We start from the raw sequence: 26,924 nt of genomic DNA, 5'->3' as shown, positions 1-26,924 counted from the left end.
GGCGTCCGATCCGGACGCCGCCCTCTCCTTATTCCTCGCGCATGGTTTCCTTTTGCGTGATCAGCCGGGCGCTATGCTGCCGGCTGATATAGATCCACAGCCAGCTCCAGGCGACCGCGATGCGCCAGCGTACGCCGATCAGGAAGTAGATGTGGGCAAGACCCCACACCCACCAGGCGAGCCATCCCCTCAGCTTCAGCCAGCCGAAATCGATAATCGCGGCACTCTTGCCGATCGTCGCGAGACTGCCTTGATGGCGATAATGGAACGGACCGGGGGTCGGTTTTCCGGCAAGCTTCGCCTTAATCACCTTGGCGACATAGGCTCCCTGCTGCTTGGCAGCCGGAGCGATTCCCGGCACCGGACTGCCGTCATCGCGCATGACGGCTGCGGTATCCCCGATCACGAAGACATCCCCCTTGCCCGGCGCCCGCAGATCCTTGTCGACCACGGCCCGGCCGGCACGGTCTGCCGGAATATCCAGCCACTTTGCGGCCGGCGATGCTTCAACGCCGGCTGCCCAGACGATGGTGCGGCACGGCACGAAAACATCGCCAATCGTCACGCCCTGCGCGGTGCACGAAGTCACGGGCTTGCCGAAGCGCAGGGCGACACCATGCGATTCCAGCTCGCGGCGCGCATAGTCGGAAAGATCCTCCGCGAAAGCAGCCAGCACCCGCGGGCCGGCTTCGACGAGAATGATCTTCGCCTTGCTTGTATCGATATTGCGGAATTCCTTCGGCAATGTCGTCCTTGCCAATTCCGAGATGATGCCGGCCAGCTCGACGCCCGTCGGCCCTGCCCCGACGATGACGAAGGTCAGGAGCGCCTCACGGATAGCAGGGTCCGTTTCCATTTCCGCCTGCTCGAAGGCCAGCAGCACGCGGCGGCGGATGGTCGTGGCATCCTCGAGCGTCTTCAATCCCGGCGCTACCGGCTCCCATTCGTCATGGCCGAAATAGGCATGGGTGGCGCCGGTCGCCAGCACCAGCGTATCGTAAGGGATCCTTTGTCCGTTCTTCAGAAGTACCTGATGCGCCTCGCTGTCGACACCGACGACTTCGGCGAGCAACGTCGTCACCTCAGGCCTGTCCCTGAAGAAATTGCGGATCGGCCACGCGATCTCCGACGTGGCGAGCAAGGTGGTCGCGACTTGATAGAGAAGCGGCTGAAACAGGTGGTGATTGCGCCGGTCGATCATCGTTATGCGGACGGGAGCGCCTTTCAGATCGTTGACGACCTGCACCCCGCCGAAACCGCCCCCGACAACGACAACACGATGATCCTGCATGGCAACACCTCATGGCTATGTTTCGCTGAAAACGTAGGGTTGAGACGAGTAGGCAGCAACTCTCTTTTATGCATGGCACCCCTGCGCACCCACGATACTGAGAAGCACCTACTGCGCATAACCGACAGGAATGGCCGCGCCACCTTTAAGTTCCTCCATGGAGATCGAGGCTGAGACATCGAAAAGCTCGACCTTGCGCACGAGCTGCTTGTAGATGACGTCATAATGCTCGACGCGCGGCAGCACGATCTTCAGAATATAATCGTAATTGCCTGTGAGCCGATGCGCCTCGACGATCTCCGGAACATCGCCGATCGCCTTGCGGAAGGCCTCGATCCACTCGTCGGCGTGATGCGCCGTCTTGATCATCGCATAGACGGTGGTCGGCACCCCCATCTTCTCGCGATCGAGCACGACGATGCGCCGGGCGATATGGCCGCTTTCCTCCAGCCGCTGGATACGGCGCGAGCAGGCAGAAACCGATAGAGCCACGCGATCGGCAAGTTCCGTCACCGATGTGCCGGCATCGGCCTGCAAAATTTCGAGAATCTTTCGGTCACGTTCGTCAAGCATGTGCGGCAGCCTTTCATTATCGCGCCGTTATTTTGCACAAAATACGATTTATGCGCAAATAATTGCAGATTTGGTTGCCGATCTCACAAAGATTGCAAACATAAGGCGCATGAATCGCAGCACTATTGCCCCACCTACGAACAAGAAGCGGAGAACAGCAGTATGCGCACCATAGGCCTCATCGGCGGCATGAGTTTCGAGAGCTCGGCGGTTTATTATCGCCAGATCAACGAGATGGTCCGCGACCGCCTGGGTGGCCTCTCCTCCGCCGAAGTGCTGATGTACTCCGTCAATTTCGAAGAAATCGTCGCCCTGCAGAAGGCCGGACGCTGGGACGACGCGGCTGCTCGCCTCGGCGGTGTAGCCCATCGCCTGCAGGCAGCAGGCGCCGAATGCGTGCTCATCTGCACCAACACGATGCATCTGATCGCGCCGGAAGTCGCTTCGCGTATTTCCGTGCCGCTTATCCATATCATCGATGAAACCGCAGCAGCGCTGAAGGCCGCAGGCCGGGTAAAGCCGCTGCTGCTTGCCACGCGCTACACGATGGAACATGGCTTCTATGCCGAGCGCATGGCCCAGAACGGCATCTCCATCATGGTTCCCGGCCCCGAAGACAGGACCGTGACCCACGACATTATCTTCAGCGAACTCTGCGCCGGCATCATCAAAGACGAGTCGCGCCGGAAGCTGCATGACATCATCGAGCGCGCCAAGTCCGAAGGCGCCGACAGCGTCATTCTCGGCTGCACCGAGATCTGCCTCATCCTCGATCCGAACGCTCTGATCCTGCCCGGATTCGACACGACAACGATCCATGCCGAAGCCGCTGTCGACTTCGCCCTTGCGGATGAAAAGGCTTGCGGCGCTCGCGCGGCATAGACATTAGTTTACTTGACTCAGTCAAATAAATAATGGACATCGTCTCTTTAGCTGAGGAGGCGATGTCCATGACCCTTGATGCCGAATTCGCAACCATTGATGCCGTCCGCGACTTCAATCGCTTCTATACGAACTTTCTCGGCGTCCTGAACAAGGCCTATCTGGATAGCCCCTACACGCTGACGGAAGCGCGCGTTCTGTTCGAGGTCGGCGTGCGCGGCGATGTTGCTGCCTCGGCGCTGACGCGTGACCTGCATCTGGACCCCGCTTATCTCAGCCGCATCGTCAAACGCTTCCGCGAGGACGGTTTGCTCGAAACGAAGCCCGATCCCGACGACGCGCGCAGCCAGGCCATCAACCTCACCGACAAGGGACAGATCCAGCTCCAGGAATTCGTCCGCCGCTCCCGCGCCCAGATCACCGAATACTTCGACAGGCTTTCGATCGGCGAGCCCGAGCGTATCGTCGAAGCCATGCGGACGATCCAGGACACGCTCGGTGCAAACCGCGGCTCGGCGCCACCCGCCATCATCCGTCATCACCGCTATGGCGACATCGGCTGGATCGTGCAAAGTCAGGCGCGCTTCTACTGCGGGGAACTCGGCTGGGATCATCGTTTCGAGGCCCTTGCCGCCGAAGTCGCCGGAAAATTCTTGGCCAACTTCAACCCGGAAAAGGACCGATGCTGGATCGCCGAGCACAGCGGCCTGAACATCGGCTCCGTCATGATCGCCGACGGCGGCAACGGCATCGCCAAGCTCCGGCTGCTCTATGTCGACAAGATGGCGCGCGGTCTCGGCCTCGGCAAACTGCTGGTCGACGAATGCATCCGCTTTTCCCGCAAGGCCGGCTATACAAAGCTCTCGCTCTGGACAAACGACATCCTCGATACCGCGCGGGCTATCTACATCAAGGCCGGCTTCAGGCTCGTGGCCGAGGAAAAACACCGCATGTTCGGCCCGGAATTGAACGGCCAGACATGGGAGCTTGATCTGTAAGGGCAGATCCGTGCGCACAGACGGGCGCGACAAGGACGCGATCCAGGTGGCGATCAACGATCAATAACGGCAACGAAACCGGCCACTAGACCGCCCGTCGCCGACAGCAGCGGGCAACGATTATGTTGCGGCGCAAAAATCGCTTGATTTGGAAACGATCATTTCCTAAAAGAGTCGCATGACGACGGACACCATCGATATCGCGCCCAGGCTGCGCGGTCGCCCCAGGGAATTCGACATGAACGCAGCGCTCGATGAAGCGCTGCGGGTCTTTTCCGAGCGCGGCTATCATGCCGCCTCGATCAGCGAGTTGACCGAAGCGATGAGCCTGACCGCCGGCAGCGTCTACAAGGCCTTCGGCGATAAGCGCGGCGTATTTCTCGCCGCCTTCGATCGCTATCGCCGCGTACGGCAGCGACTGATCGACGAAGTTCTTGCCAAGGCCCCAAATGCGCATGAAAAACTGCGCATATTGGTGACCTTCTTTGCCGAGGCATCATGCGGCGAGATCGGCCGCAGAGGTTGTCTCGTGGTCGGTAGCGCGACCGAACTTGCACTTTTCGACGAGGAGGTCGCCAACCGCGTCGGCGTGGCTTTCGATTTCGATGAGCGGCGCATCCTGGAACTTATTCGCCTGGGTCAGACGGATGGATCCGTGGCGACGCATGTCGACCCAGAAAGCACGGCTTGCGCCTTGCTTGCCCTCACCAAGGGCATGCGCGTCATCGGAAAAACCGGCCGTAAAACTGAACACATGCTCGCCGCCGCGGAGGCGGCAATGAAACTGCTGAATTGATTTTTCATGGAATTTTCCGGGCAAACTTCCCTGCCCGCATCGAGGACAAGACATGTCTGCAAATGCCGCCGCCAGACGGGAGAGCACACCGCTCCCTGAAGAGACCATTTCGCCACTGCTGACCTTTATGTTTGCCGCCGCCTGTGGGCTGGTGGCTGCCAATCTCTATTATGGCCAGCCGCTGGCCGGCCCCATCAGCCAGTCGCTCGGCTTCACACCCGCCGCCACCGGCCTCATCGTCACGTTGACGCAGATCGGCTACGGCCTCGGCCTGTTGCTGATCGTCCCGCTCGGCGACCTTTTGGAAAACCGCAGGCTCATCCTGACGCTGGTGGCGCTCTCAGCCGTAGCACTGGTCGGTGCGGCCTTCGCCTCGTCGCCGTCGCTGTTCCTGCTCGCTTCGCTCTGTATCGGCCTCGCCTCCGTTGCGGTGCAGGTCCTCGTGCCCTTTGCCGCCCATATGGCACCTGACGCCAGCCGCGGCGCCGTCGTCGGCAACGTCATGAGCGGCCTGCTCTGCGGCATCATGCTCGCCCGCCCTGCTGCAAGCTTTCTGTCCGAGCTATTGTCCTGGCATGCGGTCTATATCATCTCGGCCGGCATCATGATCGCGCTGATCGTCATCCTGCGCGCAGCCCTGCCGACCCGCGTGCCACACACGAAGCTGCACTATGGACAGCTGCTGTCCTCCATGGGGCATCTCGCGCTTCATACCCCTGTCCTGCAGCGGCGTGCGCTGTATCAGGCATGCATGTTCGGCGCCTTCAGCCTCTTCTGGACGACAACGCCGCTGCTGCTGGCAAGCCCTGCCTTCGGCCTGACGCAAAACGGTATTGCCCTTTTCGCACTCGCCGGTGCGGCAGGTGCCGTCGCTTCGCCGATTGCCGGACGTGTTGCGGACCGCGGCTGGACAAAGCTCGCCACCACCTTCGCTCTGGTGATTGCGATCGTCGCTTTCCTGATCGGCCATTTTTCCGGTAGCGGATCGTTGCTGGCACTGATCATGCTGACGCTGTCAGGCATCATGCTCGATTTCGGCGTCCAAACCAATCTCGTGCTTGGTCAACGCGCCATCTTCGCGCTCAGCGCCGAACATCGCAGCCGTCTCAACGGGCTCTATATGGCGACCTTCTTTGCCGGCGGCGCCCTCGGCTCGGCGCTCGGCGGCTGGGCCTATGCCACCGGCGGGTGGAACATGGCGTCCTGGATCGGCGTCGCCTTCCCGGTCATTGCTCTGCTCGCCTTCCTGACAGAACGCAAGAACTGATCAGAACGGCTGCGGCACAGCCTGCCGCAGCCAGTCACATTCCTGCAAGCCCGCACCATTGAAGGGATCGACCAGCGTGCCGGAAACGATGCCCGCCAGGATTTGCGGCGCCGGCGGCACCCTGGCGATAGTGGCGACCAGTCGGTCGCGAATCCACGCCAATGCAGCCGAATCCGATTGGTAAAAGGGCGTGAATGCCAGTGACAACAGCTGGAACAACCGCACATGCATCCGCCGCGCTTTGGCATAGGCCGAAAGCGCGGCCTCCAGCTTGTCATGTTCCGCAAGCGCATGCGCCAACGCCGCCACATCGAGCAGGGCCATGTTGGCGCCCTGCCCGAGCTGAGGGCTGGTGGAGTGGGCCGCGTCGCCAACAAAAACCGTCCGCCCGCTATAGGGCACCATCACCGTGCGATGGGCGTAGCGCGCCAACGTCAGCTGCTCCCAATCGCCAATTTGCTCCAGCAACGGCTCGCATTCCGGCCAGTAGCCGCGGATCGTGTCCTTCCAGCGGTCGAGTCCACGCTTGCGCACTTCATCGGCATCCGCGACTTTCAGGCTCCAGAACAATGCCGCCTGTTTCGGCATATCCGGCTTTCTGCCGCCGATCGGCAAGACGCCGATCATCACGCTCGCCTTGTCGTAACGCTGCGTCAGCGACGCTTGATCGACCAGGCCGTCGGGACAATCGAGCGTCGCCCAGAAGGCGCCGTAGGTGAGGTTCCGCGCGCGCGGCTTGACGGGTGACGCCGCCACCAGCTCCGAACGCGCGCCGCTGGCATCGATGACAAGATCGTAAGGTCCGAGGCGCTCACCGCCTTCGACGGAAAGATAGCTGCCACCACCTTCCTCAATCACGCCGACAACGCGCTGCCCTGTGTAAATCGGATGTCTCCGCGCAGAGACCTCATCATAAAGCGTGTCGAACAGTGCGGCGCGATGGACGCCGAGCCCGTAGCGACCGCCCGGCAACGCATTGTAGCGCACATCGAGGACAATGCGGCCACGGGTGGCTTCCGTGCCGAACAAGCGGTCGATCCGATTGCCGGCCGCATGGATCGCCGGGCCGAGCCCAAGCGATTCCAGCACGGTCAGCCCCGTCGGCTGCAGCATCAAAGCAGAGCCGACCGGCGCGGGGCTATCGAAGCGTTCAATAATGTCGGTCGCGTGACCGGCGCGGGTCAGAAAAAGAGAGGCGGCAAGGCCGGCAGGCCCGGCGCCGACAATGGCGATCTTCAGAGGCTTCACTGTGGGGCTCAGTCCGGCGATTGATCAAAACTGGCGCGCGCCGCGCGCACGGCGTCGTGATTGGCCTCAGCCCAATTCAAAAGCTGCGCCAGCGGCTCATAAAGCGAATAACCAAGATCGGTCATGCGGTACTCGACGCTCGGGGGTTTGGTCGGAAAAACCTCGCGGCCGATATAGCCATCGCGCTGGAGCTCGCGTAGCGTCTGTGTCAGCATGCGCTGCGAGATATCGGGCACCATGCGGCGCAGCTCGCCAAAGCGATAGGACCGCTGTGCCAGTGCTTCCAGCAACAGCACCGACCACTTGCCGCCGATTTGCGAGATCAGATCCCGCACCGGGCAGTCTGTAAAAGTGACCTTGCTGATATCGACGGCACGCAACGGTACCTTCGTGCTACGCAGATTGACGACAGTGCTTGTGCTCAAGGCGGTTCCCTTTTGGTAACGTAGAGCCAAAAAACTGCCTCCTTTACAGATCGAAGTCAAACCCCAATCTAGTGCTAGTCTCTTTTTGAGAGCAACCAGACTCCTGCAAATCTGCGGCGGTCAAACAAGGAAAAAGACATGAGCAGCACTCTTCTCGTCACCGGCGCCGCCGGGCAGCTTGGCCAGCGCGTCATTCATCACCTGCTGGAGACTTATAAGGTCGCGCCCGGCCGCATCATTGCAGCAACCCGCAGCCCGGAGAAGCTTGCCGACCTAGCCGCCAAGGGCGTGGTGACCCGCAAGGCCGATTTCGATGACGCCGCCACCCTGCCGGCCGCCTTCGCCGGTGTCGACCGGCTGCTGATCATCAGCACCGATGCGCTCGCCGTCCCGGGCCTGCGCCTGAAGCAGCAGACGGTTGCCGTCGAGGCCGCGAAAAAGGCCGGCGTGAAGCATATCCTATACACCTCCATGCCGGCCCCGGAAGGTTCGCTCGTCACCTTCGCACCTGACCACCTCGGCACCGAAAACGCCATCGAGGCCAGCGGCATCGGTTACACGATCCTGCGCGACGCCTGGTACTTCGACAACTATCTGCTGGGTCTGCCGCACAGCCTCGAAGTCGGCAAGTGGTATACCGCGACCGGCAATGGCCGCGTCAGCAATATCAGCCGCAACGATTGCGCTCTCGCCATCGCCGCGGCGCTGGCGTCCGACAAGACCGAAAACGCCACCTATACGCTGACTGGCTCAACTGCCCTCACGATCGAGGACGTCGCAAGCGTCGTCAGCAAGATCACCGGCCGGCCGCTTGAGGTCGTGCAGGTCAACGACGAGCAGTTCGCCGCCGGCCTCACCGGCGCCGGCCTGCCGAAATTCGTGATCGACATGCTCGTCTCCGCCGACGCCAACACCCGCGCCGGCAATTTCGACATCCTGACCAACGATTTCAACAAGCTGACCGGTAAGGAACCGCAGACGCTGCGCAGCTTCGTCGAGGAACACAAGGCCGCATTGCTCGGCTGAGTTTTGGAGCGGCTGAGCAAGACGTCTTTGCCGCTACCTCAAGTATAGCCCCTCACCCCAGCCCTCTCCCCGCAAGCGGGGCGAGGGAGTTTTCACGCCTGAAGCATGAGCTCTAATCGAGTGATGGAATCATTGGTTTGCGCTGTTGTCCCTTCTCCCCGCGATGCGGGGAGAAGGCTAGGATGAGGGGCCTGGCACAATAGCTCGCCACCGGCGCTTTACCCGACCAATCCGAAATGTTCAGCTTCAAACCGTCTGCCCACAGGCCCGGCGGAAGCGCCGCACCGTTTCGGCCATGCCGTATTCCAGCGCATCGGCGGTCAAGCCGTGACCGATGGACGTCTCGGCAAGCTTCGGAATGCGCTTGAGGAGCGCAGGCAGGTTGGCGACCGTCAGGTCGTGACCGGCATTGACGTCAAGGCCGTTAGCGAAGGCGGCATCAGCGGTCTTTCCGAGCATCTCCAGAAAGACGGCAGCCCGTTCCGGCGCATCGTAGCAGCCGCCGTAAGGACCGGTGTAGAGCTCGATGCGATCGGCACCGACTTCCTTGGCGATCTTCACGGCGTCGGCATCGCCGTCGCCATCGGCAAACAGCGAAACGCGGCAGCCAATCTTCTTGTACTTGGCAACGACATCAGCCAGCAGAGCACGGTTCTTGCGGAAATCCCAGCCATGATCGGATGTCGCCTGCGTGGGATCGTCCGGTACGAGCGTCACCTGTTCGGGCTCAGCCGAAGCGCAGAGATCGAAGAGCTCATCGGTCGGATAGCCCTCGATGTTGAACTCCGCCTCGGGAAACTCGTCGTCGATCAGCGCACGGATATCGGGCAGATCGGAAAAGCGGATATGCCGCTGATCGGGGCGCGGATGAACAGTCAAACCGCTGGCGCCAGCAGCAAGCGCGATGCGGCCAAGCCCGGTGACGCTCGGCCAGGGAAGATCACGCCGATTGCGCAGCATCGCGATGGCGTTGAGGTTCACGGAAAGCTTGGCAGGCATGATCGAAATCCCTGATTTTCAAAGCGGATGGTAGCGTCGTTTTATGCCATTACGGCCAGCAAAACCAACGAGATTCCGACATCAATCCATGCAAAACTTTGATAGGCGCACCGCACCAGTGTCACTACACAGTGACGGATCTATGGAGAGGCCTGAACGTCGTGCTAGCGGACGATCGTCAGCGTCTCGGCGGCGCGGGTAATGGCGGTATAGAGCCAGCGCTCGCGCGTATCGCGAAACGCCCAGCTCTCATCGAACAGCACCACATTGTTCCATTGCGAACCCTGCGCCTTGTGCACCGTCAGCGCATAGCCATAATCGAACTCGTCATAGCGCTTGCGGGTCGACCACGGGATCTCGCCCTCGACATCCTCAAAGGCCTGCTTCAGCAGCTTGATCTTGGCAGCACCTCGATCCATGTCGTCGTCTTCCGGGCGGATCAAAAGATTGATGCCAGGTTTCGTCGTTTCCCTGGAAGAGGTCATGACCTGCCAGAGCGAGCCGTTGAGCAGCCCCTTGGCGGGATCGTTGCGCAGGCAGACCAGCTTGTCGCCGGATTGCGGATAGTCGGCCGTAAAACCTTTAAGCTCGCGCAAGCGCTGATTGTAGCGTCGGCGCGTCCTGTTGGTGCCGACCAGAACCTGATCGGCCTCCATCACCAGCGGCTGCGTGACCTCGTTCTTCGAGATCACCTGCGCGGTGCCATAGTCGCCGTGCATGATTTCCTTGCCCTCACGCACCTGCATGGCGAGCTGGATAATCGGATTGTCACGGGCCTGGCGATGAATATCCGTGAGCAGATAATCCGGCTCCTCGTTCGTGAAGAAACCGCCGCCGGAAACCGGCGGGAGCTGCCCCGGATCGCCCAGCACCAGAATGGGCGTCCCGAAGCTCATCAGATCCTTGCCGAGCGCTTCGTCCACCATCGAGCATTCGTCGACGATGATCAGCGCGGCCTTGGCGACCGGGCTCTGGCGATTGATGGTGAACATCGGGGCGATGGATGTCTTACCCGTCTCCTCATCCTCGACGGCTTCCTCGCCGCGTGGCCGGTAGATCAGCGAATGGATGGTCTTGGCATTCGAGGCGCCCCGCGAGCGCAACACCTGCGCCGCCTTACCCGTAAAGGCCGCAAACAGCACCTCGCCATCTACATGCTCGGCAAAATGCCGCGCAAGCGTCGTCTTGCCCGTGCCGGCATAGCCGAAAAGGCGAAACAGCGGCGAGCGCCCTTCCTTCAGCCACTTGGCGACTGCCTGGAGCGCTTCATCTTGTTGCGGCGCGAATTGCATGGGCCGAAATGGCAGGATTCGGCGGCAGGAAGCAAGCAGTAAAAAATACCCGGTGGCTAGGGAATAAAATCGGGAGCACCGGTGTCTCATGTCCGGCAACGCAAAATGCGGGGCCTGGACTACTATCGTCCACCACCCGAGGAGAGACATCATGAAGACTCTGAGTTTCCTGGCCGCGCTGGCTGCGGCATCGGCCTTTGCCACAGCAGCTTTCGCCGCAGCCCCCGTCAAGACGGTCGAAAGCGCCAAGGGCAAGGTCCTTGCCGGCGAAAACGGCAAGACGCTCTATACCTTCAAGAACGACAAGGCTGGCGAGTCCAATTGCAACGACGATTGCGCAAAAGCCTGGCCGCCGTTCATGGCCGATGGCAAAGCCAAGGCAGAGGGTGCATATTCGATTATTACCCGCAAGGACGGGATGAAACAGTGGGCAAAGGACGGCATGCCGCTCTACTTCTTCGTCAAGGACGCGAAGTCCGGTGATGTAGCCGGCGACGGCTTCAAGGGCCTCTGGAATGCCGCACGGCCCTGACCGGACCGAAAACGGCGCGGCGGGAGCCTCCCCCGCGCCGGATGGTTTCGAGGCGGAGGTGCTGGCGCTCCTCCCCTCGCTGCGACGCTATTCGCGCAGCCTCACCCGTTCGGATGCCGATGGCGAAGACCTGCTTCAGGATTGTGTTGAGAAGGTTCTGACTCGGCGCAGCCAATGGCGCGGGCTGAACCTGCGCGGCTGGGTGCTCACCATCATGACCAATCTCTATCGCAACGGACTGCGCCAGCAGGGCAACCGCAGCTTCGTCGATATCGATGAAAACAGCCACTTGTCCGCAGCCGAAACCGACAACGACCCACTGCAACGGTCACGCCTGGAAATGGCCCTGAACAGCCTCGGCGAAGACTATCGCGCCGTGCTGATGCTCATCGTCGTCGAAGGCTACAGCTATCAGGATGTCGCGGAAATGCTCGATATCCCGATCGGCACCGTAATGTCGCGCCTATCGCGCGCCCGTCAGAAGATGACCAGCCTGCTGAATACAGACAATATTGTCACGCTTCGGAGACCAAGATGAACGAAAACAATCCGACCGTGACCGAAGCGGACCTTCACGCCTTTGCCGATGGTTTACTGCCGCCGGAAAAGCAGGCGGAATTGAAAGTATGGCTGACCGAAAATCCCGAAGACGCCGCTGCCGTTGCGGCATGGCAGGCGCAGAACGATGAAATCCGGGCCATGTTCTCCCCCTATGCCGTATCGAAGGACGGCGACGCGGACCTCATTTCCAGAAGCGGAAGCACATCCACTGTTCAGGCGTTTCCAGCACGACCAAGCCGCAGACTGATGATGCTCGCCGCCTCGCTGGCGCTATTCGTCGCCGGCGCAGCAGCAGGCCATTTCGGCCCAGATCTTTTCGCACAGCCCGAATTGCAAATGACCGCCATCGAGGCCTTGCCGCAGCAGGCGCATTCAGCCTTCGTCGTCTATGCCAGCGATGTCCGCCATCCGGTCGAAGTCGGCGCGGATCAGGAGGCGCATCTCGCCACCTGGCTCGGCAAGCGCATGAACATTGCCGGCCTCAAGGTGCCGAGCCTGCAGAAACTGGGCTTCCAGCTGGTCGGCGGCCGGCTGCTGCCGATCAACGGCACGCCCGGAGCCCTGTTCATGTATGAAAATGCCAGCGGCCAGCGCCTGACGGTGCTGTTGGGGCGTAATAGGGGAAACACCACGACGAGCTTCCGCTTTGCCAGCAACGACGCCGTCGAAACCTTCTACTGGATCGATGGCCATCTCGGCTATGCCGTCACCGGCGAGATCTCACGCGATATGCTGCGGCAAGTGGCGGACGAATGCTACAAGCAATTCTCGTCCTAGCCTATTAAGAGCGCTGAAGCGTTTCCGCGATTGCCTTAGCGCTGCGGATCGTTTTCCAGCGCGATCGGCTTTCCGTGCGGCGTTGCCTCCACCGCGCGTTGCCAGCTCTTCTGCAAGGTCAGGATCGCATCGGCATCGGCAATGCCCTTCGCCACAAGCAAACCAGACAACGCCGCCACCCAGCAATCGAAATAGTCGCTGCCGTCAGGTGCGCGACCTGGCTTGTGCAATTCGGCTGACAGCCGCTCCGCCCATTCGCTCCAGGCAAACAAGCCCTTCTCATGGAGGTGAACGGTCATAGCAAAAGCGTCCGCCGCCCAGGGCTCTGGAAAGACCGGCTCGCCATCGGTAGACTTCGGCAACCCCGGCGATTGCGCCAGAGGCGATGCAACCTCACACGCGCTCAAGATAGCTCTCCCAAGCATCGATCGAGATCGTCAGCGAAGGATCAGCACCCTCACCCCAAATTTCAACACCGTCGAAAACGACAGTGTAAACCCATTGCGGATTTTCGCCGCGGCCATGAGCGTTGTCGTCGGGGAACACGAACGAGCCCTGCACGGCCTCGACAACACCCCTCTTGGCGCGGGCGTAGCGCGGCAATCTGGTGTGGCCGGTCGGATTGAAATTCTTCGTCCGCACATGATCGCCGACGGCGAAAAGCGGTGTGGTATCGACCGGCCGGTCGCAAGGACCACCTTTGGTCAAAACGCCATCGACCATATCCGCCTTCAAAACCCGCTTCGGCACCCTGCCCTGCTCAAGCGAGTGACCGGTGCGTAGCTCCTCGGCCGTGGCGAAACCGTGCCGCTCCAGCAGCGTATCGACGGCACGAGTCCAGATTTCGTAGTAGCTGGCGCCAAGATAGCTGGCCGGCGGAATGTTTTCGCGCGCATGCCGGCTTTCATCAAGGTTCCAGGCGTCGAAGGCGCCGCAGGAAAGCGTGATGCCGAGCGCACGCTTTTCCCACTCCGCATGAAAATAGGGCTCGTTCGGCTCCGGGGCGACCGGACCGAAGCCCATCTGGCCGCCGAGATCGTGTGGACCGTTCATAGCGCGGCCCCCGGCGCCTTGGCGAGCGCAGTTCCGATCATGGCATCGCGGCTGACAAGATCCGCCAGCGCCGCCTCGTCCATGCCTTCGGAACCGGCGGGCCGCTCCGGGATCACCAGATAGCGAAGTTCCGCCGTCGAATCCCAGACGCGGATTTTGGTTTCCTGTGGCAATGCCAGACCGAATTCGGCCAGCACGCCGCGCGGATCGATCACGGCGCGCGAACGATAGGCCGGCGCCTTGTACCAGACGGGCGGCAGCCCGAGCACGGCCCACGGGTAGCAGGAGCAAAGCGTGCAGACGATCAGATTATGCGTTTCCGGCGTGTTGAACACCGCGCGCATATGCTCGCCCTGGCGGCCGGTAAAGCCGAGGCTTGCGATCGCCGCTGTCGCGTCGCGCCGCAGCCAGTCCGCAAAATCGGGATCGCTCCAGGCCTTCGCCACCACCTGCGCGCCATTGCGCGGCCCGACCTTCGTCTCATAGGTTTCGACGATACGGTCGATCGCCGCCGGGTCGATCAGCCCCTTTTCAGTCAGCAGCGTCTCGAGCGCCTTCACGCGCGCCTGCATGTCGGAATAATGGTTGTCGTGGTGATGGTGATGATCGTGATGATCGTCGTCATCATGCGAGTGTCCGTGGGACATGGCCGTCTCCTATCGCTTGCCGATTACTTTAGCATCGGCCAGAGACTGAGCACCAGCAGGACGGCCATGGTTATGTTGAACCATTTGAGCCGAACGGGATCGGCCAGCCAGTCACGCAGCGCCGAGCCGAAGCCGGCCCAGGTCGACACGCTGGGCACGTTCACGGCGGCAAATGCTAGCCCGACGAGAAGGACGCTGAAGAGATAAAGCTGCTCGTTGGTATAGGTTGCCATGGCGGTAACTGCCATCACCCAGGCTTTGGGATTGACCCATTGGAACGCGGCAGCGCTCATGAAGCTCATCGGCTGCGCAGAATCCTCGCTTTCGGTCAGGCTGCGAGACGTGCCGATCTTCCAGGCGATCCAGACGAGATAGGCGCCGCCCGCGAATTTCAGCACGGTGTAGAGCAGCGGCACAGTATGCAGCACAGCCCCCAGGCCCAGGCCGACGCCGAGCAGCAGCGACAGAAAGCCAACGCCGATGCCGAGCATGTGCGGGATAGTGCGCCGGAAACCGAAATTCACACCAGAAGCAAACAACATCATGTTGTTTGGCCCTGGGGTGATCGAGGTTGTGAATGCAAAAAGTAAGAGGGCCAGAAATGTATCCAGCGCCATAATGCCTCCTTGGACACCGTACGTGACGAGGGGCGGCATCCAAAATTCTTCTCATGATACGCGGTTCGTGCACGCCAACTACGGCGACGCATGGTCGAGCCGACATTAGTTCGCAGGCAATACTAAAGCCATAGGACGATTGTCACGGTGACATCAAGGTCGCCGATTGCAATCCCGTGGAATGAACCTATCCTTCCCTCTGTAAAGCGAGGACATGCCATGCGAGACCCCATCCCGACAGTCACCCTCCCCTCCGGCATTGCCGTTCCCGCGCTTGGTCAGGGGACCTGGAACATGGGGGAGAGTGCCGCCAAGGCCAGAGACGAGATCACCAGCCTAAAAACCGGCCTCGATCTCGGCATGACGCTGATCGACACGGCAGAAATGTATGCCGACGGCGGCTCGGAGGAGATAGTCGGCAAGGCGATCGAAGGACGGCGCGACGAGGTCTTTCTGGTCAGCAAGGTCTACCCCGCCAATGCAAGCCGCAAGGGCGCAGTCGAAGCCTGCGAACGCAGTCTGAGGCGCCTGAACACCGATCGCATCGATCTCTATCTGCTGCATTGGCGCGGAAACTACCCCCTCGAAGAGACCGTGGAGGCTTTCGAAGGACTGAAGGCAGCAGGCAAGATCGAGGCCTGGGGCGTCTCGAATTTCGACGTTGATGATATCGATGAGCTGCTTTCCGTGCCGAATGGCGGCAATGTCGCCGCCAATCAGGTGCTCTACAATCTTGGCCGGCGCGGCATCGAATACGATCTGCTGCCCTGGTGCCAGGACCGCAGCATTCCGATCATGGCCTATTCGCCGATCGAGCAAGGCCGCCTGCTCCATCATCCCGAGCTGATCCGCATTGCCAAGACCTATCAGGCCACGCCAGCCCAGATCGCTCTCGCCTTCCTGCTGGAACGCGACGGCGTGATATCGATTCCGAAATCATCGAATGCGCAGCGTGTCGAGGAGAACCGTGACTCCATAGATGTCGACATGACCGATGAGGATTGGGCCATCCTCGACGCCGCCTTCCCACCGCCATCGCGAAAGAAATCATTGGAAATGCTGTAGGTTCAGGCAGCGGCCTTCTGCTGCGCAACAATCAGCTCGATTGCCCGGAAGACATCGATCTCCTGTCAATCAGCAGGATCGCGATAGGTGGGATAGAGCGAAAAGGCGGCCGCGGCGATCTGGTCGACAGTCCGCCGCTTCGTCCGACGCCCGGCAAGCGTAGCCTTGGTGTAGACGCCGAAATGATCCTCGGTCACGCCCCAGCCTGCATAGAAGGGGGCGGCATAGCAGCGAACCGGAATACCGCGCAGCAGCGCATCGAAACCGAACTGGCTCGAGACCGTCCAGACCTCGTCGACGACATCTAGTATCGACGCTACCGACACTTCATCGTCAAGAAGGATTGCATCGCCTTTTGATGCATCATCTGTAAGATACCACTTACGAAGTCCGGCCATCACATCCGGATGGGTTCGGATCAGGCATTGCGCGCCGCTTGCCAGTCCTTCCGTAAGCATCCGCTCGAAGGAAGCTGGCGAGCCAAGTGCTCTGCCGACCCAAACATCACCAACGACCTGATCGACCAAAAGGATGCGACGCTTTGCCGTCCGCTCGATACGAGGCGGTTGATGAGGAAGATGATTGTATTTCGAAAGCTTGTTGAGAACGATCTGCTCTCGGATGGTGCGGCCGAGATCGCCAGCCTCCTCGGTGCCTTCTATGAGACGCTCAAGCCGCGACGGTCGGCCTGCATCGACAGGTAGGCCGAGATCGTCGATGACGATGGAAAGCGGAACGGCGCCGGCCTTGCCGAGCCCCATGGACCGCAGAAAGCCATCTTCCAAATGCCAATGCCGTAGTTGACGAAACCGCGCAATCCTGGCCGCCGTCTTGGCAGGTGCGCGGCCGCCCCAGGAGACGACACCGCCTATGCCTGGAGAAAGGATCGACGCCAGCTTCTGCGAACCGAAATAATGTCCGAGCCAGGGAAAATCGCCGCGCACGAAGAACGCCGCGCCAAGGCGCATGTCCGCCGGCGGATGCCACGGCTTTTCACCGAGATCAGGCAAAACCTCGCCAGCAACGATTGCCACCTTCTACCCCCGCTGCAAATAGAGCCGACAATCCGGACCGGGCATCGCAGAAATTAAGCGACGCCCGCGAGCCGGTCAACGATGCAGCTCTTACATTCCCTGCGAGCCGCGGTTCATCGCTGCAATGCCGGTGCGGCAGACTTCGATGAGGCCGAGCGGCTTGATGATGGCGATGAACTGATCGATCTTCGAAGACTTGCCGGTGATTTCGAGAATGAAGTGCTCGACGGTCGCATCCACCACCTTGGCATGGAAGGCATCGGCCAGCCGCAGCGTTTCGGCGCGGGTCTCGCCGCTTCCCGTGACCTTCAGCAGCGCCACTTCGCGCTCGATCGGCCGTTCCTGGCCAAGTTCGCGGGCACGCACCGTGAGATCGACGACGCGGTGAACGGGAACAATACGCTCCAGCTGGGCCTTGATCTGCTCCAGCACCTGCGGCGTGCCGCGGGTTACGACGGTGATGCGCGACAGATGCGCCTGATGCTCGGTCTCAGAGACGGTCAGGCTTTCGATGTTGTAGCCCCGGCCGGAGAAGAGGCCGATGACGCGGGCGAGAACGCCGGGCTCGTTGTCGACGAGTACCGAAAGCGTATGGCTCTCGGCCGCCGCGGTTTCCGGCGAAATGAAATAGGCTGAGCCCGTGGGTTGAAGGTGTGCGTTCATTATTCCTGTTCCGTTTCCTCGGTTTTGTTCGGTATGCCAGCGAGATCGGCCGAGGCGCGGCTCCCGCCGCGCCCCTGGCTATCGATCAAACCAGCTGGCGACCCTTGGCGTCGATGGCGTTGGCAACGGCCTCATCGGTCGCTTCGTCCGGCAATAGCATCTCATTATGCGCCTTGCCCGAGGGGATCATCGGGAAGCAGTTGGCGAGATTGGCGACGCGGCAATCGAAAATGACCGGCTTGTTGACGTCGATCATCTCCTGGATGGCGGCATCGAGATCGCCCGGCTTCTCGCAACGCAGGCCGACTGCGCCATAGGCCTCGGCCAGCTTGACGAAATCGGGCATCGCTTCCGTATAGGAGTTCGACAGGCGGTTGCCATGCAGCAACTGCTGCCACTGACGAACCATGCCCATATACTGGTTGTTCAGGATGAAGATCTTGATCGGCGCGTTATGCTGAATCGCCGCCGACATTTCCTGAATGCACATCTGGATCGAGGCATCGCCGGCAATATCGATGACCAGGCTTTCCGGATGAGCGATCTGCACGCCGAGCGCGGCCGGCAGGCCGTAGCCCATGGTGCCGAGGCCGCCCGAGGTCATCCAGCGGTTCGGCTGTTCGAAACCGTAGAACTGTGCCGCCCACATCTGGTGCTGGCCGACTTCGGTCGTGATGTAGGTATCGCGATGCTTGGTCAGCTCATAGAGACGCTGGATCGCATATTGCGGCATGATGACGTCATCGCTCGGCTTGTAGGCGAACGAATTGCGCGCACGCCAGCGAGTGATGCTGGTCCACCAATCGCCGAGGCGGTCGGCGGCCGGCTTCTGCGGCAGCGCCCGCCACAGGCGGACCATATCTTCCAGAACATTGCCGACATCGCCGAGGATGCCGATATCGACGTGAACGTTCTTGTTGATCGAGGAAGGATCGATGTCGATGTGGATCTTCTTCGAATTCGGCGAGAAGGCATTGAGGCGGCCGGTAATGCGGTCGTCGAAGCGCGCGCCGATACAGACCATGACATCGCAATCATGCATCGCCATGTTGGCTTCGTAAGAACCATGCATGCCGAGCATGCCGAGCCAGTTCTTGCCCGAAGCCGGATAGGCGCCGAGACCCATCAGCGTCGAAGTGATCGGGAAACCTGTCAGCTCGACGAGTTCGCGCAGCAGCCTGGAAGCTTCCGGACCGGAGTTGACGACACCGCCGCCGGAATAGATGACCGGCTGGCGTGCATTCTTCATCAGTTCGATCGCCTGGGTGATTTTGTTGAGATCGCCCTGAACCTTTGGCTGGTAGCTCTTCTGGGCGTCATGCGCTTCCGGCGGCGTATAGGTGCCGGTGGCGAACTGAACGTCCTTCGGGATGTCGACGACAACAGGACCAGGACGGCCGGTCTGCGCGATGCGGAAGGCTTCATGAATAACGGCGGCCAGCTGGTTGACGTCCTTGACCAGCCAGTTGTGCTTGGTGCAGGGCCTGGTGATGCCGACCGTATCGCATTCCTGGAAAGCGTCCGAGCCGATCAGCGACGTCGGAACCTGACCCGTCAGGCAGACGAGCGGGATCGAGTCCATCAAGGCATCCTGCAGCGGCGTGACGGCATTGGTCGCGCCCGGACCGGAAGTAACCAGCATGACGCCGACCTTGCCGGTGGAGCGGGCATAGCCTTCGGCCGCATGGCCGGCGCCCTGTTCGTGGCGAACCAGAATATGCTGGATGTCGTCCTGCTGGAAGATCTCGTCGTAGATCGGAAGCACCGCGCCGCCCGGATAACCGAAGATGTGTTCGACGCCGTTGTCCTTGAGCGCCTGCAACACGATCTCCGCGCCTGTCATTCGATTGCCGCTCGCCTGATTATCTGTGCCGGTCATACGTTTGTTCCGCTGTCTGCTGGAGGTTTGGGAAGATGAAATCTCGATTTCGGGCATAAAAAAAGGCCCCTCGGGGAGCCTGTCATCTAGCGCATGGGTGGCTGTCGCCGGATGGTTACACCATCCTGCCCATGCGCCTTCCCACCACGATAAGAATAATCGAGTTTTTCATGGGCCGAAGTGATAGACAGAAAATTTCGAAGCGTCAACGCGTGAAGCAATAAAAAATCGCGCTCGCCCCTATACCAGATAAAAAGCGCCTATTGCCGACAGGGTTTTGTTAAGCCGCACTCCCTATGCTTTACCATCTAACGCTTGGGGTAGCCGTTTGCTCAACAACGATCTGCAGACATCAGGCAAAGCGGGAGATCTTGATCGCCGCGATAAGCTAAAGCCGGGAAATCGTTTCCTAGGCCGCGTCGTCGCCTGCAACGGCTCGCGGGCAACGATAGCAGCCGTCGCAGAAGCTGGCGGCACCGATCTGACCGAACTCTGGTCTGTCGGAAAGCTGATCTCCATCAGCGTCGGGAAGAACCGCGTCGCCGCCCTTGTCTATTCCATGAACACCGAAAGCGTCGGCTGGGGCGAAGGGCAGGACAACCTCTTCCGCATCGAAGTGGAATTGCTGGGCGAGGTTCGGGTCGAGCCGGACGGCCGTGAAGAATTTTCCAGCGGCATTTCCGCCTATCCCTATCTCGGCGCCATCGCGCACCGCATCCGCGCCAGCGACCTCATGCGTATCTTCGATGCCGGCAAGGGCGACAGCTGCGTCGTCGGCAAGCTGACGCAGGACGAAAGCATCGACGCCTCCATCCATATTCCATCGATGCTGTCGAAGCATTTCGCCGTCGTCGGTTCGACCGGCGTCGGCAAGTCGACCGCCGTTTCGCTGCTATTGCACAAAGCGATAAGCGCCGATCCGAAACTGCGCGTGCTGATCCTCGACCCGCACAACGAATTTGCCGCCGCCTTTCCCCGCCATGCCGTCGTTATCGATACGGATACGCTTGACCTCCCCTTCTGGTTGATGCGGCTCGAAGAGTTCGGTGAAGTCGTCTTTCGCGGTCGCCCGGCGATACCGGAAGAGCTCGACGCCCTGCGCGATCTTATTCCCGAAGCCAAACGCGCCTTTAGGGGCAGCGATTCCGCATTGATGCGACGCCAGACCGAAAGGGCCTCGGTGACGGCCGATACGCCGCTCCCTTACCGCATGGCCGATCTGCTGGCGCTGATCGACGAGCGCATCGGCCGGCTGGAAGGCCGTCAGGAAAAGCCACATCTGCGCTCGCTTAAGATGCGCATCATCTCCGCGATCAACGATCCGCGCTATCACTTCATGTTCTCCAACAACACGATCACCGATACGATCACGGAGACCATCGCCAAGATCTTCCGCATTCCCGGCGACGGCAAACCGATCTGCACCTTTCAGCTTGCCGGAATCCCGTCCGAAGTCATCAATTCCGTAGCCTCGGTTCTCTGCCGCATGGCGTTCGAACTGGCGCTCTGGAGCGACGGCGCAATCCACATGCTGGTCGTCTGCGAAGAAGCGCATCGCTACATTCCCGCCGATCAGAGCCTCGGCTTCTTCCCGACGCGGCAAGCGATCGCCCGCATCGCCAAGGAAGGGCGAAAGTACGGCGTGTCGCTTGGCATCATCACCCAGCGTCCCGGCGAACTCGACCAGACGATCCTGTCGCAATGCTCGACGCTCTTTGCGATGCGTCTTGCCAACGACCACGACCAGGAAATCATCCGCTCGGCCATACCGAACTCCTCGATCTCGACGACCAGCTTCCTGTCGTCGATCGGCAATGGCGAAGCCATCGCCTTCGGCGCGGCCATTGCCGTGCCGATGCGCATGCGCTTCTCTCGCGTCAATGAACACCTGCTGCCGAAAGCGACCGGCAGCGTGGCGAAGGTCAGCGACGAGTCGCCGGATACCGTCGACCTGCGCACGATCGTCAACCGTATGCGCGCGATTTCCGGCCCCGATATCGGCTCCCTGCAGCAAAGCTACGGCGCTGCCAGCGAGGCACTCGCCAATATCAGGAACGATCCTGATGATATGCCGGTCGAGCAGCCCGCATGGCGCCCGGCGGAAGCACAGGCGCCGCTGAACGAACCCTATCGACCGGATATGCTGCCCCGTGCCGCCGCCCCACAGACTGCCGCACCGGTACAGACGTCGATCGACAGCAGGCTTGCCGAACTGCGCCGCGAATTCCGCAGCAGCGACCCGGCAATCCCACGCACCGTCCCTGCAAGGGAGGAGGTACCTGCGCCGCCAAGGCGGGAACCTGGCCTCTCACTGCGGGACAGCCTTTTGAAGAAGCCGCTGGGCAGTCTTTACGACAAGGACTGACGCCGCAAATCAGGGGCTGAGCCGTTCCCAGCTTTCGTCCATCTGATTGCGAAACCAGGTCATCTGCCGCTTGGCATATTGTCGGGTCGCAGCCGCTCCGGTTTCGAGAACTTCATCGCGCGTCATCTCGCCTTTCAGCATGGCGGCGATCTGCGACACGCCGATCGCCTTCATGACCGGCATATCCGGTGACAATTCCTGCGCCAGCAGGGATCGAACCTCGTCTTCCGCGCCCATCGCCAGCATTTTCTCAAAGCGGCCGTTGATGCGCTGATGCAGCACCTCACGGTCGGGCAGCACGACGATCTTCCGCGCGCGGTCGGGATCGATCACGACAGGGCCTTGCTTGCCCTGATAGGCCGCGATGGATTGGCCGGTCGCTTCGATCACCTCCAGCGCACGAACGATACGCTGGCCATCCTGGCGGTTGAGGCTTTCCGCAACCGAAGCATCTCGATCAGCCAGTTCGCAATGCAGAACTTCTGCCCCTTCCGCCAGGAGCCGCGCACGCAGGCGGTCGCGAATCTCGGCGGGAATGGCGGGCATATCTGAGAGGCCGCCTGCCAGCGCCTTGAAATAAAGGCCTGTCCCGCCAACGAAAACGGGCAATCGCCCATGCTCGCGCAAGCGCTCGACAAGTTCGGTAGCCTCGCGCAGCCAGGCGCCTGTGGAGTAAGCCTGCCCCGCAGGGACATGACCATAAAGATGGTGCGGAATGTCCTCCATATCCTCTTCGGAAGGCCGGGCGGTCAGGACGCGTAGAGTATCGTAGACCTGCATACTATCGGCATTGATGACCACGCCATCGTGTGAACGCGCCAATTCGACCGCAAGCGCGGACTTGCCGCTCGCTGTCGGCCCGGTTATCAGGATCGCGTCGATATTGCTCATAAGGTTTCTGCTCATGACCTTCGTTGCCACGCTTATTGCCAATCCGTCAAACCCCGTTCTTGCTCCGGCGATAGCCGAACAGGCAGCGGAAGCCATCAGAGCCTCAGGACTTTACTGGCTGGCCGACGGCATTGCCTGCGATATCGCGCTGCGCGACGATACGGATCTACAAGCCGCAGAAGCCGACATCCTGACCGTGATCAGCAGCAAGCCGATCGATCTCGTCATTCAGCAAGCGGAAACCCGCCGCAAGAAGCTGCTGATCGCCGACATGGACTCGACCATGATCGGCCAGGAATGCATCGATGAACTGGCAGCCGAGGTCGGCCTCAAGGAGAAAGTCGCCGATATCACTGCGCGCGCGATGAACGGCGAGATCGCCTTCGAGCCGGCTCTGCGCGAGCGCGTCGCTCTGCTGAAGGGACTGCCACTTTCCGTTGTTGACGAGGTTATTGCAAAGCGCATCACGCTGACGCCGGGCGGTCCTGAACTGATCGCCACCATGAAGGCGAAGGGCTATTACACCGCCCTCGTCTCGGGCGGCTTTACCGTTTTCACCAGCCGCATCGCAGCGACGCTAGGCTTCGATGAAAACCGAGCCAACATCCTGCTGGAGGAAAGCGGCCTGCTGACTGGCTTCGTCAAGGAGCCCATTCTCGGCAAGCAGGCCAAGGTCGATGCCTTGAACGAGATTGCCGAAGAACTCGGCATTTCCACCGACGACGCTATAGCCGTCGGCGACGGCGCCAACGATCTTGGCATGCTGCAGCTTGCCGGCTCCGGCGTTGCGCTGCATGCCAAGCCAACGGTCTCCGCTCAGGCCAGAATGCGTATCGACCATGGCGACCTCACCGCCCTGCTCTACATCCAGGGCTATCGCAAGACGGACTTCATCAAACCGTAGAACGGCGCAAACCGCCGGATCGGGGCCACAGATGATCATCACCGAAACCGACCGACTCATCATCCGCAACTGGCGCGAGACGGACCGCGACCTGGCCTACGAGATCAATTCCGACGAGACCGTCATGGAGTTCTTCCCCTTCCGCCGCAACCGCAAGGAAGCGGACGCCTTCTTCGACCGCGTTCACTCGATGATCACGGAAACCGGATTTGGGCTCTACGCGCTGGAGCTGAAGGAAGGCGGCGAGGCAATCGGCTATTGCGGGCTGATGAGGACGGATCACCTCGAACCGGCCATTCCGGCGGGAACGATCGAGATCGGCTGGCGGCTGGTGACGCGACAATGGGGTAAGGGACTGGTCAGCGAGGCGGCGCGCGCTTTGCTGGCTTATGGCTTCGAAAAGCTCGGTCTGAACGAGATCGTTTCCTTCGCCGTGCATAATAATGTCAGATCGACCGCCGTGATGGAGCGGATCGGCCTGCATCGTGTCGAGGGCGGCGATTTCGATCATCCCAATGTGCCGGACACTCACCCTCATCTCAAACGCCACGTTCTCTATCGGCTGACTGCTGCCGAGTGGCGCTCAAAGCAATGACCCCTATCGAAACACTGCGACTGATCCTGCGGCCATGCTTGGATGAGGATCGCGAGCTGTTCCATGAGCTCAGCGCCGATCCGGCCGTGCTTGAGTTCTTCCCCTTCCGCCGCAGCCGCGAGGATGCAGACGCCATCTTCGCCATGATCCAGGACATGACGCCTGAACCCGGCTTCGACCTTCTCGTCATGGTCTTGAAGCACAGCGGCGAGACAATCGGGTTCTGCGGGCTATCGAAATTGCAGCTCGCGCCCATTCTGCCGCAGGATGTCGTGGAGATCGGCTGGCGAATCTCAGCACGCCATTGGAACAATGGCTATGCGACCGAATCCGGCTTGGCCCTTCTGCACCAAGCCTTCACCATCCTAGAGATCAAAGAAATCCTGTCGATTGCGGTGCATGACAACAGGCGCGCACTTTCAGCGATGGCCAAGATCGGCATGCAGCCCGATCCGGGCTGCGATTTCGACCATCCTCAAATTCCGGAGACGCATCCGCATCTGAAGCGCCACGTCGTCTATCGCCTGAGTGCCGCCGAATGGCGTGCAGAGCAGGCCGGACAGGCGACGCGCTGAATTCCTATTCCAGCGGAACGGCGATAAAGCGCAAGTCACCGTTCGGAGACGCGATCATCATCTGCGCGTTGCGGCGTCCCTCACGCTTCAGCGAAGATACCTTGTCCGATGCAGCACCGGGCGTCTGAACGAATTCCTGCGCGACCTCGACGACGACATCGCCCGGCTTCAGACCCTTTTCGGCCGCTGCAGAACCCGGCGCGACTTCCGTAATGACGACGCCGTCGACGCTGTCGGCAATGCCGAAGCTCTTGCGGTTTTCGGCGGTCAGCTTTGCAAGCTTCATCCCGAGCAAGGCCGAGCTCGCCTGGGTTTGCGGTTGCGCCTGCGGCGACTGCTGCGGATTGCTGCCCTGGTCCTGTCCGTCCATGCCGTCATTGTCGTCATCACCCTCGTCGGGATTGATGACCCCGTCATGCTTGCCATTGCCATCCGGCGCGAGCTGCGGATGCTTTCCCTTGTCGCTGCTTGCCGCTGCGGCCTGGTTGCTGTCCTCCAGCCGGCCAAGCGTCACCTTGACGGTCTGCTCCTTGCCGTCGCGGAAGATGGCGACATCCACTTCCTTGCCGACCGAGCTTTCAGCAACGATGCGCAACAGGTCGCGCGTCTCATCCACCTCTTTGCCGTCAAACTTCAGGATGACGTCACCCGCCTTGATAGTGCCGTTGTCGACGGGGCCGCCCTTGATGACGCCGGCCACGAGCGCGCCTTTCGCGCTGCCAAGACCGAGGCTGTTGGCAACATCATCCGTGACCGGCTGGATGCGCACGCCGAGCCAGCCGCGGCGGGTCTCACCGAAATTCTTCAGTTGATTGACGACGCCTTCCGCCAATTCCGACGGAACGGCAAAGCCGATGCCGATCGAACCGCCGCTCGGAGAGATGATGGCGGTATTGATACCGATCACCTCGCCCTTCATGTTGAAGAGCGGGCCGCCGGAGTTGCCCTTGTTGATCGCCGCATCCGTCTGGATAAAATTGTCGTAAGGGCCGGCATTGATATTGCGCCCACGCGCCGAGACGATCCCGATGGTCACGGAACCGCCGAGGCCGAAAGGATTGCCGATCGCCATCACCCAATCGCCGATCCGCATCTTGGAGGAGTCGCCGAACTTGACCGCCGTCAGCGGATGCTTCGGCTCGACCTTGAGCACCGACAGATCGGTCTTCGTGTCCGTTCCGATCAGCTTGGCCTTCAGCTTGGTGCCGTTCGGAAAAATCGCCTCGATATCGTCGGCGCCTTCGATGACGTGGTTGTTGGTGACGATATAGCCGGCGGGATCGATGACAAAGCCAGAGCCGAGCGAGCTCACCTTGCGGTTGCGATCGTCGTCTTTCTTGTTGTTGAAGAAATCGTTGAATTCATCCTGGTAGGGCGAATTATCCGGCAGCTTCGGCGTCGCCGGCCCGTTTCCCTCATCCTTTACCTTCTGCGACGTGGAGATGTTGACGACGGCGTCGAGCAGGCCGGAGGCCAGATCGGCGACCGAGGCCGGGCCTGCATTCAGCGTCGGGTTCATTGTCACCGTCGGTGAGGTCGCTGGCGGCGTCTGGATGTTGGAGGTTGCCGGCACCTGAGCGCCGGCCGCCGCACCGCTATTTTGTACCTGAGCGAAAGCCTGTCCTGCACTCCCCACAACCGGGCCGGCAATCAAAGCTATGCTGGCCAGCAAAGCGCAGGAACGTCTGAAAGGCAGGCGATTGATCGGGGCCATCAGGCATCCTCATTGAGAAAGGGAAATCTTGTATAAGCATCAACATAAGGCGGAATGATGAAGCGTGAAATCACCTTTTTGCGATATCCCCGAACCTCGATCCGACCGCTGGATTCATCGCAAGTGTGACGCTGTTTCGCAAAAGAAAAAGGGCCGCCGTGAGCAGCCTGTGTGGAAACGTTTGGAGGCTCCGGTTTGACCGGGGCCTCTTTTGGTTTCTGGGTCTATGCGGGTTTTGATGTTATGTTTATGGTG

At 60.8% G+C, this 26,924-nt stretch carries 28 protein-coding genes; 13 read left to right on the top strand and 15 right to left on the bottom strand.

Features of this window, described 5'->3' with window-relative positions:
* Nucleotides 1–28: 28 nt before the first annotated feature.
* Together GA0061102_RS28315 and GA0061102_RS28310 are read right to left on the bottom strand one after the other, a co-directional pair.
* Nucleotides 29–1,291: an NAD(P)/FAD-dependent oxidoreductase gene (locus tag GA0061102_RS28315; RefSeq protein WP_092855432.1), complete on the bottom strand. Its 1,263-nt coding sequence runs from the start codon at nt 1,289–1,291 to the stop codon at nt 29–31.
* Between the two features lie 108 nt (nt 1,292–1,399).
* Entirely contained in the window at nt 1,400–1,864 is a 465-nt protein-coding gene (locus tag GA0061102_RS28310) for an Lrp/AsnC family transcriptional regulator (RefSeq protein ID WP_092855430.1), read from the bottom strand.
* 162 nt (nt 1,865–2,026) lie between these two features.
* On the opposite strand from GA0061102_RS28310, the gene GA0061102_RS28305 reads away from it, so the two are divergent.
* The 4 genes from GA0061102_RS28305 (at nt 2,027) to GA0061102_RS28290 (ending at nt 5,807) form a co-directional block, all read left to right on the top strand.
* Entirely contained in the window at nt 2,027–2,746 is a 720-nt protein-coding gene (locus GA0061102_RS28305; RefSeq protein ID WP_092855428.1) for an aspartate/glutamate racemase family protein, read from the top strand.
* A 68-nt stretch (nt 2,747–2,814) separates the two neighbouring features.
* Nucleotides 2,815–3,744, top strand: a complete 930-nt coding sequence (locus tag GA0061102_RS28300) for a bifunctional helix-turn-helix transcriptional regulator/GNAT family N-acetyltransferase (protein ID WP_092855465.1) — start codon at nt 2,815–2,817, stop codon at nt 3,742–3,744.
* A gap of 178 nt (nt 3,745–3,922) precedes the next feature.
* Nucleotides 3,923–4,540, top strand: a complete 618-nt coding sequence (locus tag GA0061102_RS28295) for a TetR/AcrR family transcriptional regulator (RefSeq protein ID WP_092855426.1) — start codon at nt 3,923–3,925, stop codon at nt 4,538–4,540.
* 52 nt (nt 4,541–4,592) lie between these two features.
* The gene (locus GA0061102_RS28290; RefSeq protein WP_092855424.1) at nt 4,593–5,807 is read left to right on the top strand and encodes an MFS transporter; all 1,215 of its coding nucleotides are present in this window, start codon (nt 4,593–4,595) and stop codon (nt 5,805–5,807) included.
* Here GA0061102_RS28290 and GA0061102_RS28285 read toward each other — a convergent pair whose 3' ends face one another.
* Nucleotides 5,808–7,055, bottom strand: coding sequence for an FAD-dependent oxidoreductase (locus tag GA0061102_RS28285; protein ID WP_092855422.1), 1,248 nt, complete (start codon nt 7,053–7,055; stop codon nt 5,808–5,810).
* 8 nt (nt 7,056–7,063) lie between these two features.
* Nucleotides 7,064–7,480 (bottom strand): winged helix-turn-helix transcriptional regulator, encoded by a 417-nt coding sequence (locus tag GA0061102_RS28280; protein ID WP_092855420.1) that lies wholly within the window; start codon nt 7,478–7,480, stop codon nt 7,064–7,066.
* Nucleotides 7,481–7,618: 138 nt separating this feature from the next.
* On the opposite strand from GA0061102_RS28280, the gene GA0061102_RS28275 reads away from it, so the two are divergent.
* Complete coding sequence (locus tag GA0061102_RS28275; RefSeq protein WP_092855418.1) at nt 7,619–8,506, top strand: SDR family oxidoreductase; 888 nt, start codon at nt 7,619–7,621, stop codon at nt 8,504–8,506.
* Between the two features lie 246 nt (nt 8,507–8,752).
* Here the strand turns inward: GA0061102_RS28275 and GA0061102_RS28270 are convergent, their stop codons facing one another.
* The gene (locus GA0061102_RS28270) at nt 8,753–9,505 is read right to left on the bottom strand and encodes a pyridoxine 5'-phosphate synthase (protein WP_092855416.1); all 753 of its coding nucleotides are present in this window, start codon (nt 9,503–9,505) and stop codon (nt 8,753–8,755) included.
* A 164-nt stretch (nt 9,506–9,669) separates the two neighbouring features.
* On the bottom strand, nt 9,670–10,797 hold the full coding sequence (locus tag GA0061102_RS28265; RefSeq protein ID WP_092855414.1) for an ATP-dependent DNA helicase: 1,128 nt from the start codon (nt 10,795–10,797) through the stop codon (nt 9,670–9,672).
* A 151-nt stretch (nt 10,798–10,948) separates the two neighbouring features.
* Here GA0061102_RS28265 and GA0061102_RS28260 point away from each other — a divergent pair, with 151 nt between their 5' ends.
* Genes GA0061102_RS28260 through GA0061102_RS28250 form a run of 3 tightly spaced genes read left to right on the top strand, consistent with a single transcriptional unit; the run spans nt 10,949 to nt 12,667 of the window.
* Entirely contained in the window at nt 10,949–11,329 is a 381-nt protein-coding gene (locus GA0061102_RS28260) for a COG4315 family predicted lipoprotein (protein ID WP_092855412.1), read from the top strand.
* Complete coding sequence (locus GA0061102_RS28255) at nt 11,313–11,867, top strand: RNA polymerase sigma factor (RefSeq protein WP_092855410.1); 555 nt, start codon at nt 11,313–11,315, stop codon at nt 11,865–11,867. Before GA0061102_RS28260 ends, GA0061102_RS28255 begins: the two co-directional genes overlap by 17 nt.
* Complete coding sequence (locus GA0061102_RS28250; RefSeq protein ID WP_092855408.1) at nt 11,864–12,667, top strand: anti-sigma factor family protein; 804 nt, start codon at nt 11,864–11,866, stop codon at nt 12,665–12,667. The genes GA0061102_RS28255 and GA0061102_RS28250 overlap by 4 nt, the downstream gene beginning before the upstream one ends.
* 35 nt (nt 12,668–12,702) lie before the next feature.
* On the opposite strand, the gene GA0061102_RS28245 is transcribed toward GA0061102_RS28250, so the two are convergent.
* Genes GA0061102_RS28245 through GA0061102_RS28230 form a run of 4 tightly spaced genes read right to left on the bottom strand, consistent with a single transcriptional unit; the run spans nt 12,703 to nt 14,984 of the window.
* Complete coding sequence (locus tag GA0061102_RS28245) at nt 12,703–13,074, bottom strand: nitrile hydratase accessory protein (protein WP_092855407.1); 372 nt, start codon at nt 13,072–13,074, stop codon at nt 12,703–12,705.
* Nucleotides 13,061–13,720 carry a nitrile hydratase subunit beta gene (nthB, locus tag GA0061102_RS28240; RefSeq protein ID WP_092855405.1) on the bottom strand — a complete coding sequence of 220 codons (660 nt, stop codon included), beginning with the start codon at nt 13,718–13,720 and terminating at the stop codon, nt 13,061–13,063. Before nthB ends, GA0061102_RS28245 begins: the two co-directional genes overlap by 14 nt.
* Nucleotides 13,717–14,367: a nitrile hydratase subunit alpha gene (nthA, locus tag GA0061102_RS28235; RefSeq protein ID WP_092855403.1), complete on the bottom strand. Its 651-nt coding sequence runs from the start codon at nt 14,365–14,367 to the stop codon at nt 13,717–13,719. Before nthA ends, nthB begins: the two co-directional genes overlap by 4 nt.
* A 23-nt stretch (nt 14,368–14,390) precedes the next feature.
* On the bottom strand, nt 14,391–14,984 hold the full coding sequence (locus GA0061102_RS28230; RefSeq protein WP_092855401.1) for a LysE family translocator: 594 nt from the start codon (nt 14,982–14,984) through the stop codon (nt 14,391–14,393).
* 219 nt (nt 14,985–15,203) lie between these two features.
* On the opposite strand from GA0061102_RS28230, the gene GA0061102_RS28225 reads away from it, so the two are divergent.
* On the top strand, nt 15,204–16,049 hold the full coding sequence (locus GA0061102_RS28225; protein ID WP_092855399.1) for an aldo/keto reductase: 846 nt from the start codon (nt 15,204–15,206) through the stop codon (nt 16,047–16,049).
* A gap of 65 nt (nt 16,050–16,114) precedes the next feature.
* Here GA0061102_RS28225 and GA0061102_RS28220 read toward each other — a convergent pair whose 3' ends face one another.
* From GA0061102_RS28220 to GA0061102_RS28210, 3 genes are all read right to left on the bottom strand, one after another.
* Nucleotides 16,115–17,083: a capsular polysaccharide export protein, LipB/KpsS family gene (locus GA0061102_RS28220; RefSeq protein WP_425348571.1), complete on the bottom strand. Its 969-nt coding sequence runs from the start codon at nt 17,081–17,083 to the stop codon at nt 16,115–16,117.
* Between the two features lie 90 nt (nt 17,084–17,173).
* On the bottom strand, nt 17,174–17,746 hold the full coding sequence (gene ilvN / locus GA0061102_RS28215; RefSeq protein WP_047633834.1) for an acetolactate synthase small subunit: 573 nt from the start codon (nt 17,744–17,746) through the stop codon (nt 17,174–17,176).
* 85 nt (nt 17,747–17,831) lie between these two features.
* Nucleotides 17,832–19,625 (bottom strand): acetolactate synthase 3 large subunit, encoded by a 1,794-nt coding sequence (locus GA0061102_RS28210; protein ID WP_092855397.1) that lies wholly within the window; start codon nt 19,623–19,625, stop codon nt 17,832–17,834.
* A gap of 328 nt (nt 19,626–19,953) precedes the next feature.
* On the opposite strand from GA0061102_RS28210, the gene GA0061102_RS28205 reads away from it, so the two are divergent.
* The gene (locus GA0061102_RS28205) at nt 19,954–21,990 is read left to right on the top strand and encodes an ATP-binding protein (RefSeq protein ID WP_092855395.1); all 2,037 of its coding nucleotides are present in this window, start codon (nt 19,954–19,956) and stop codon (nt 21,988–21,990) included.
* Nucleotides 21,991–21,999: 9 nt separating this feature from the next.
* Here GA0061102_RS28205 and miaA read toward each other — a convergent pair whose 3' ends face one another.
* Nucleotides 22,000–22,896, bottom strand: coding sequence for a tRNA (adenosine(37)-N6)-dimethylallyltransferase MiaA (gene miaA, locus GA0061102_RS28200; protein WP_092855393.1), 897 nt, complete (start codon nt 22,894–22,896; stop codon nt 22,000–22,002).
* Between miaA and serB the strand changes: the two genes are divergently transcribed.
* Genes serB through GA0061102_RS28185 form a run of 3 tightly spaced genes read left to right on the top strand, consistent with a single transcriptional unit; the run spans nt 22,895 to nt 24,955 of the window.
* Complete coding sequence (gene serB / locus GA0061102_RS28195; protein ID WP_092855391.1) at nt 22,895–23,785, top strand: phosphoserine phosphatase SerB; 891 nt, start codon at nt 22,895–22,897, stop codon at nt 23,783–23,785. The two genes, miaA and serB, sit on opposite strands and share 2 nt — an antisense overlap.
* Nucleotides 23,786–23,816: 31 nt before the next feature.
* The gene (locus GA0061102_RS28190; protein WP_092855389.1) at nt 23,817–24,380 is read left to right on the top strand and encodes a GNAT family N-acetyltransferase; all 564 of its coding nucleotides are present in this window, start codon (nt 23,817–23,819) and stop codon (nt 24,378–24,380) included.
* Complete coding sequence (locus GA0061102_RS28185) at nt 24,377–24,955, top strand: GNAT family N-acetyltransferase (protein ID WP_092855387.1); 579 nt, start codon at nt 24,377–24,379, stop codon at nt 24,953–24,955. Before GA0061102_RS28190 ends, GA0061102_RS28185 begins: the two co-directional genes overlap by 4 nt.
* A gap of 4 nt (nt 24,956–24,959) precedes the next feature.
* Here the strand turns inward: GA0061102_RS28185 and GA0061102_RS28180 are convergent, their stop codons facing one another.
* A complete protein-coding gene (locus GA0061102_RS28180) occupies nt 24,960–26,669 on the bottom strand; it encodes a Do family serine endopeptidase (protein ID WP_092855385.1) in 1,710 nt (569 codons plus the stop codon).
* Nucleotides 26,670–26,924: the final 255 nt, after the last annotated feature.

It is taken from the genome of Martinezella miluonensis, from assembly GCF_900094545.1.
In the GTDB taxonomy this organism is placed as follows: domain Bacteria; phylum Pseudomonadota; class Alphaproteobacteria; order Rhizobiales; family Rhizobiaceae; genus Rhizobium; species Rhizobium miluonense.
This window is presented reverse-complemented; position numbering and strand designations above follow the sequence as displayed.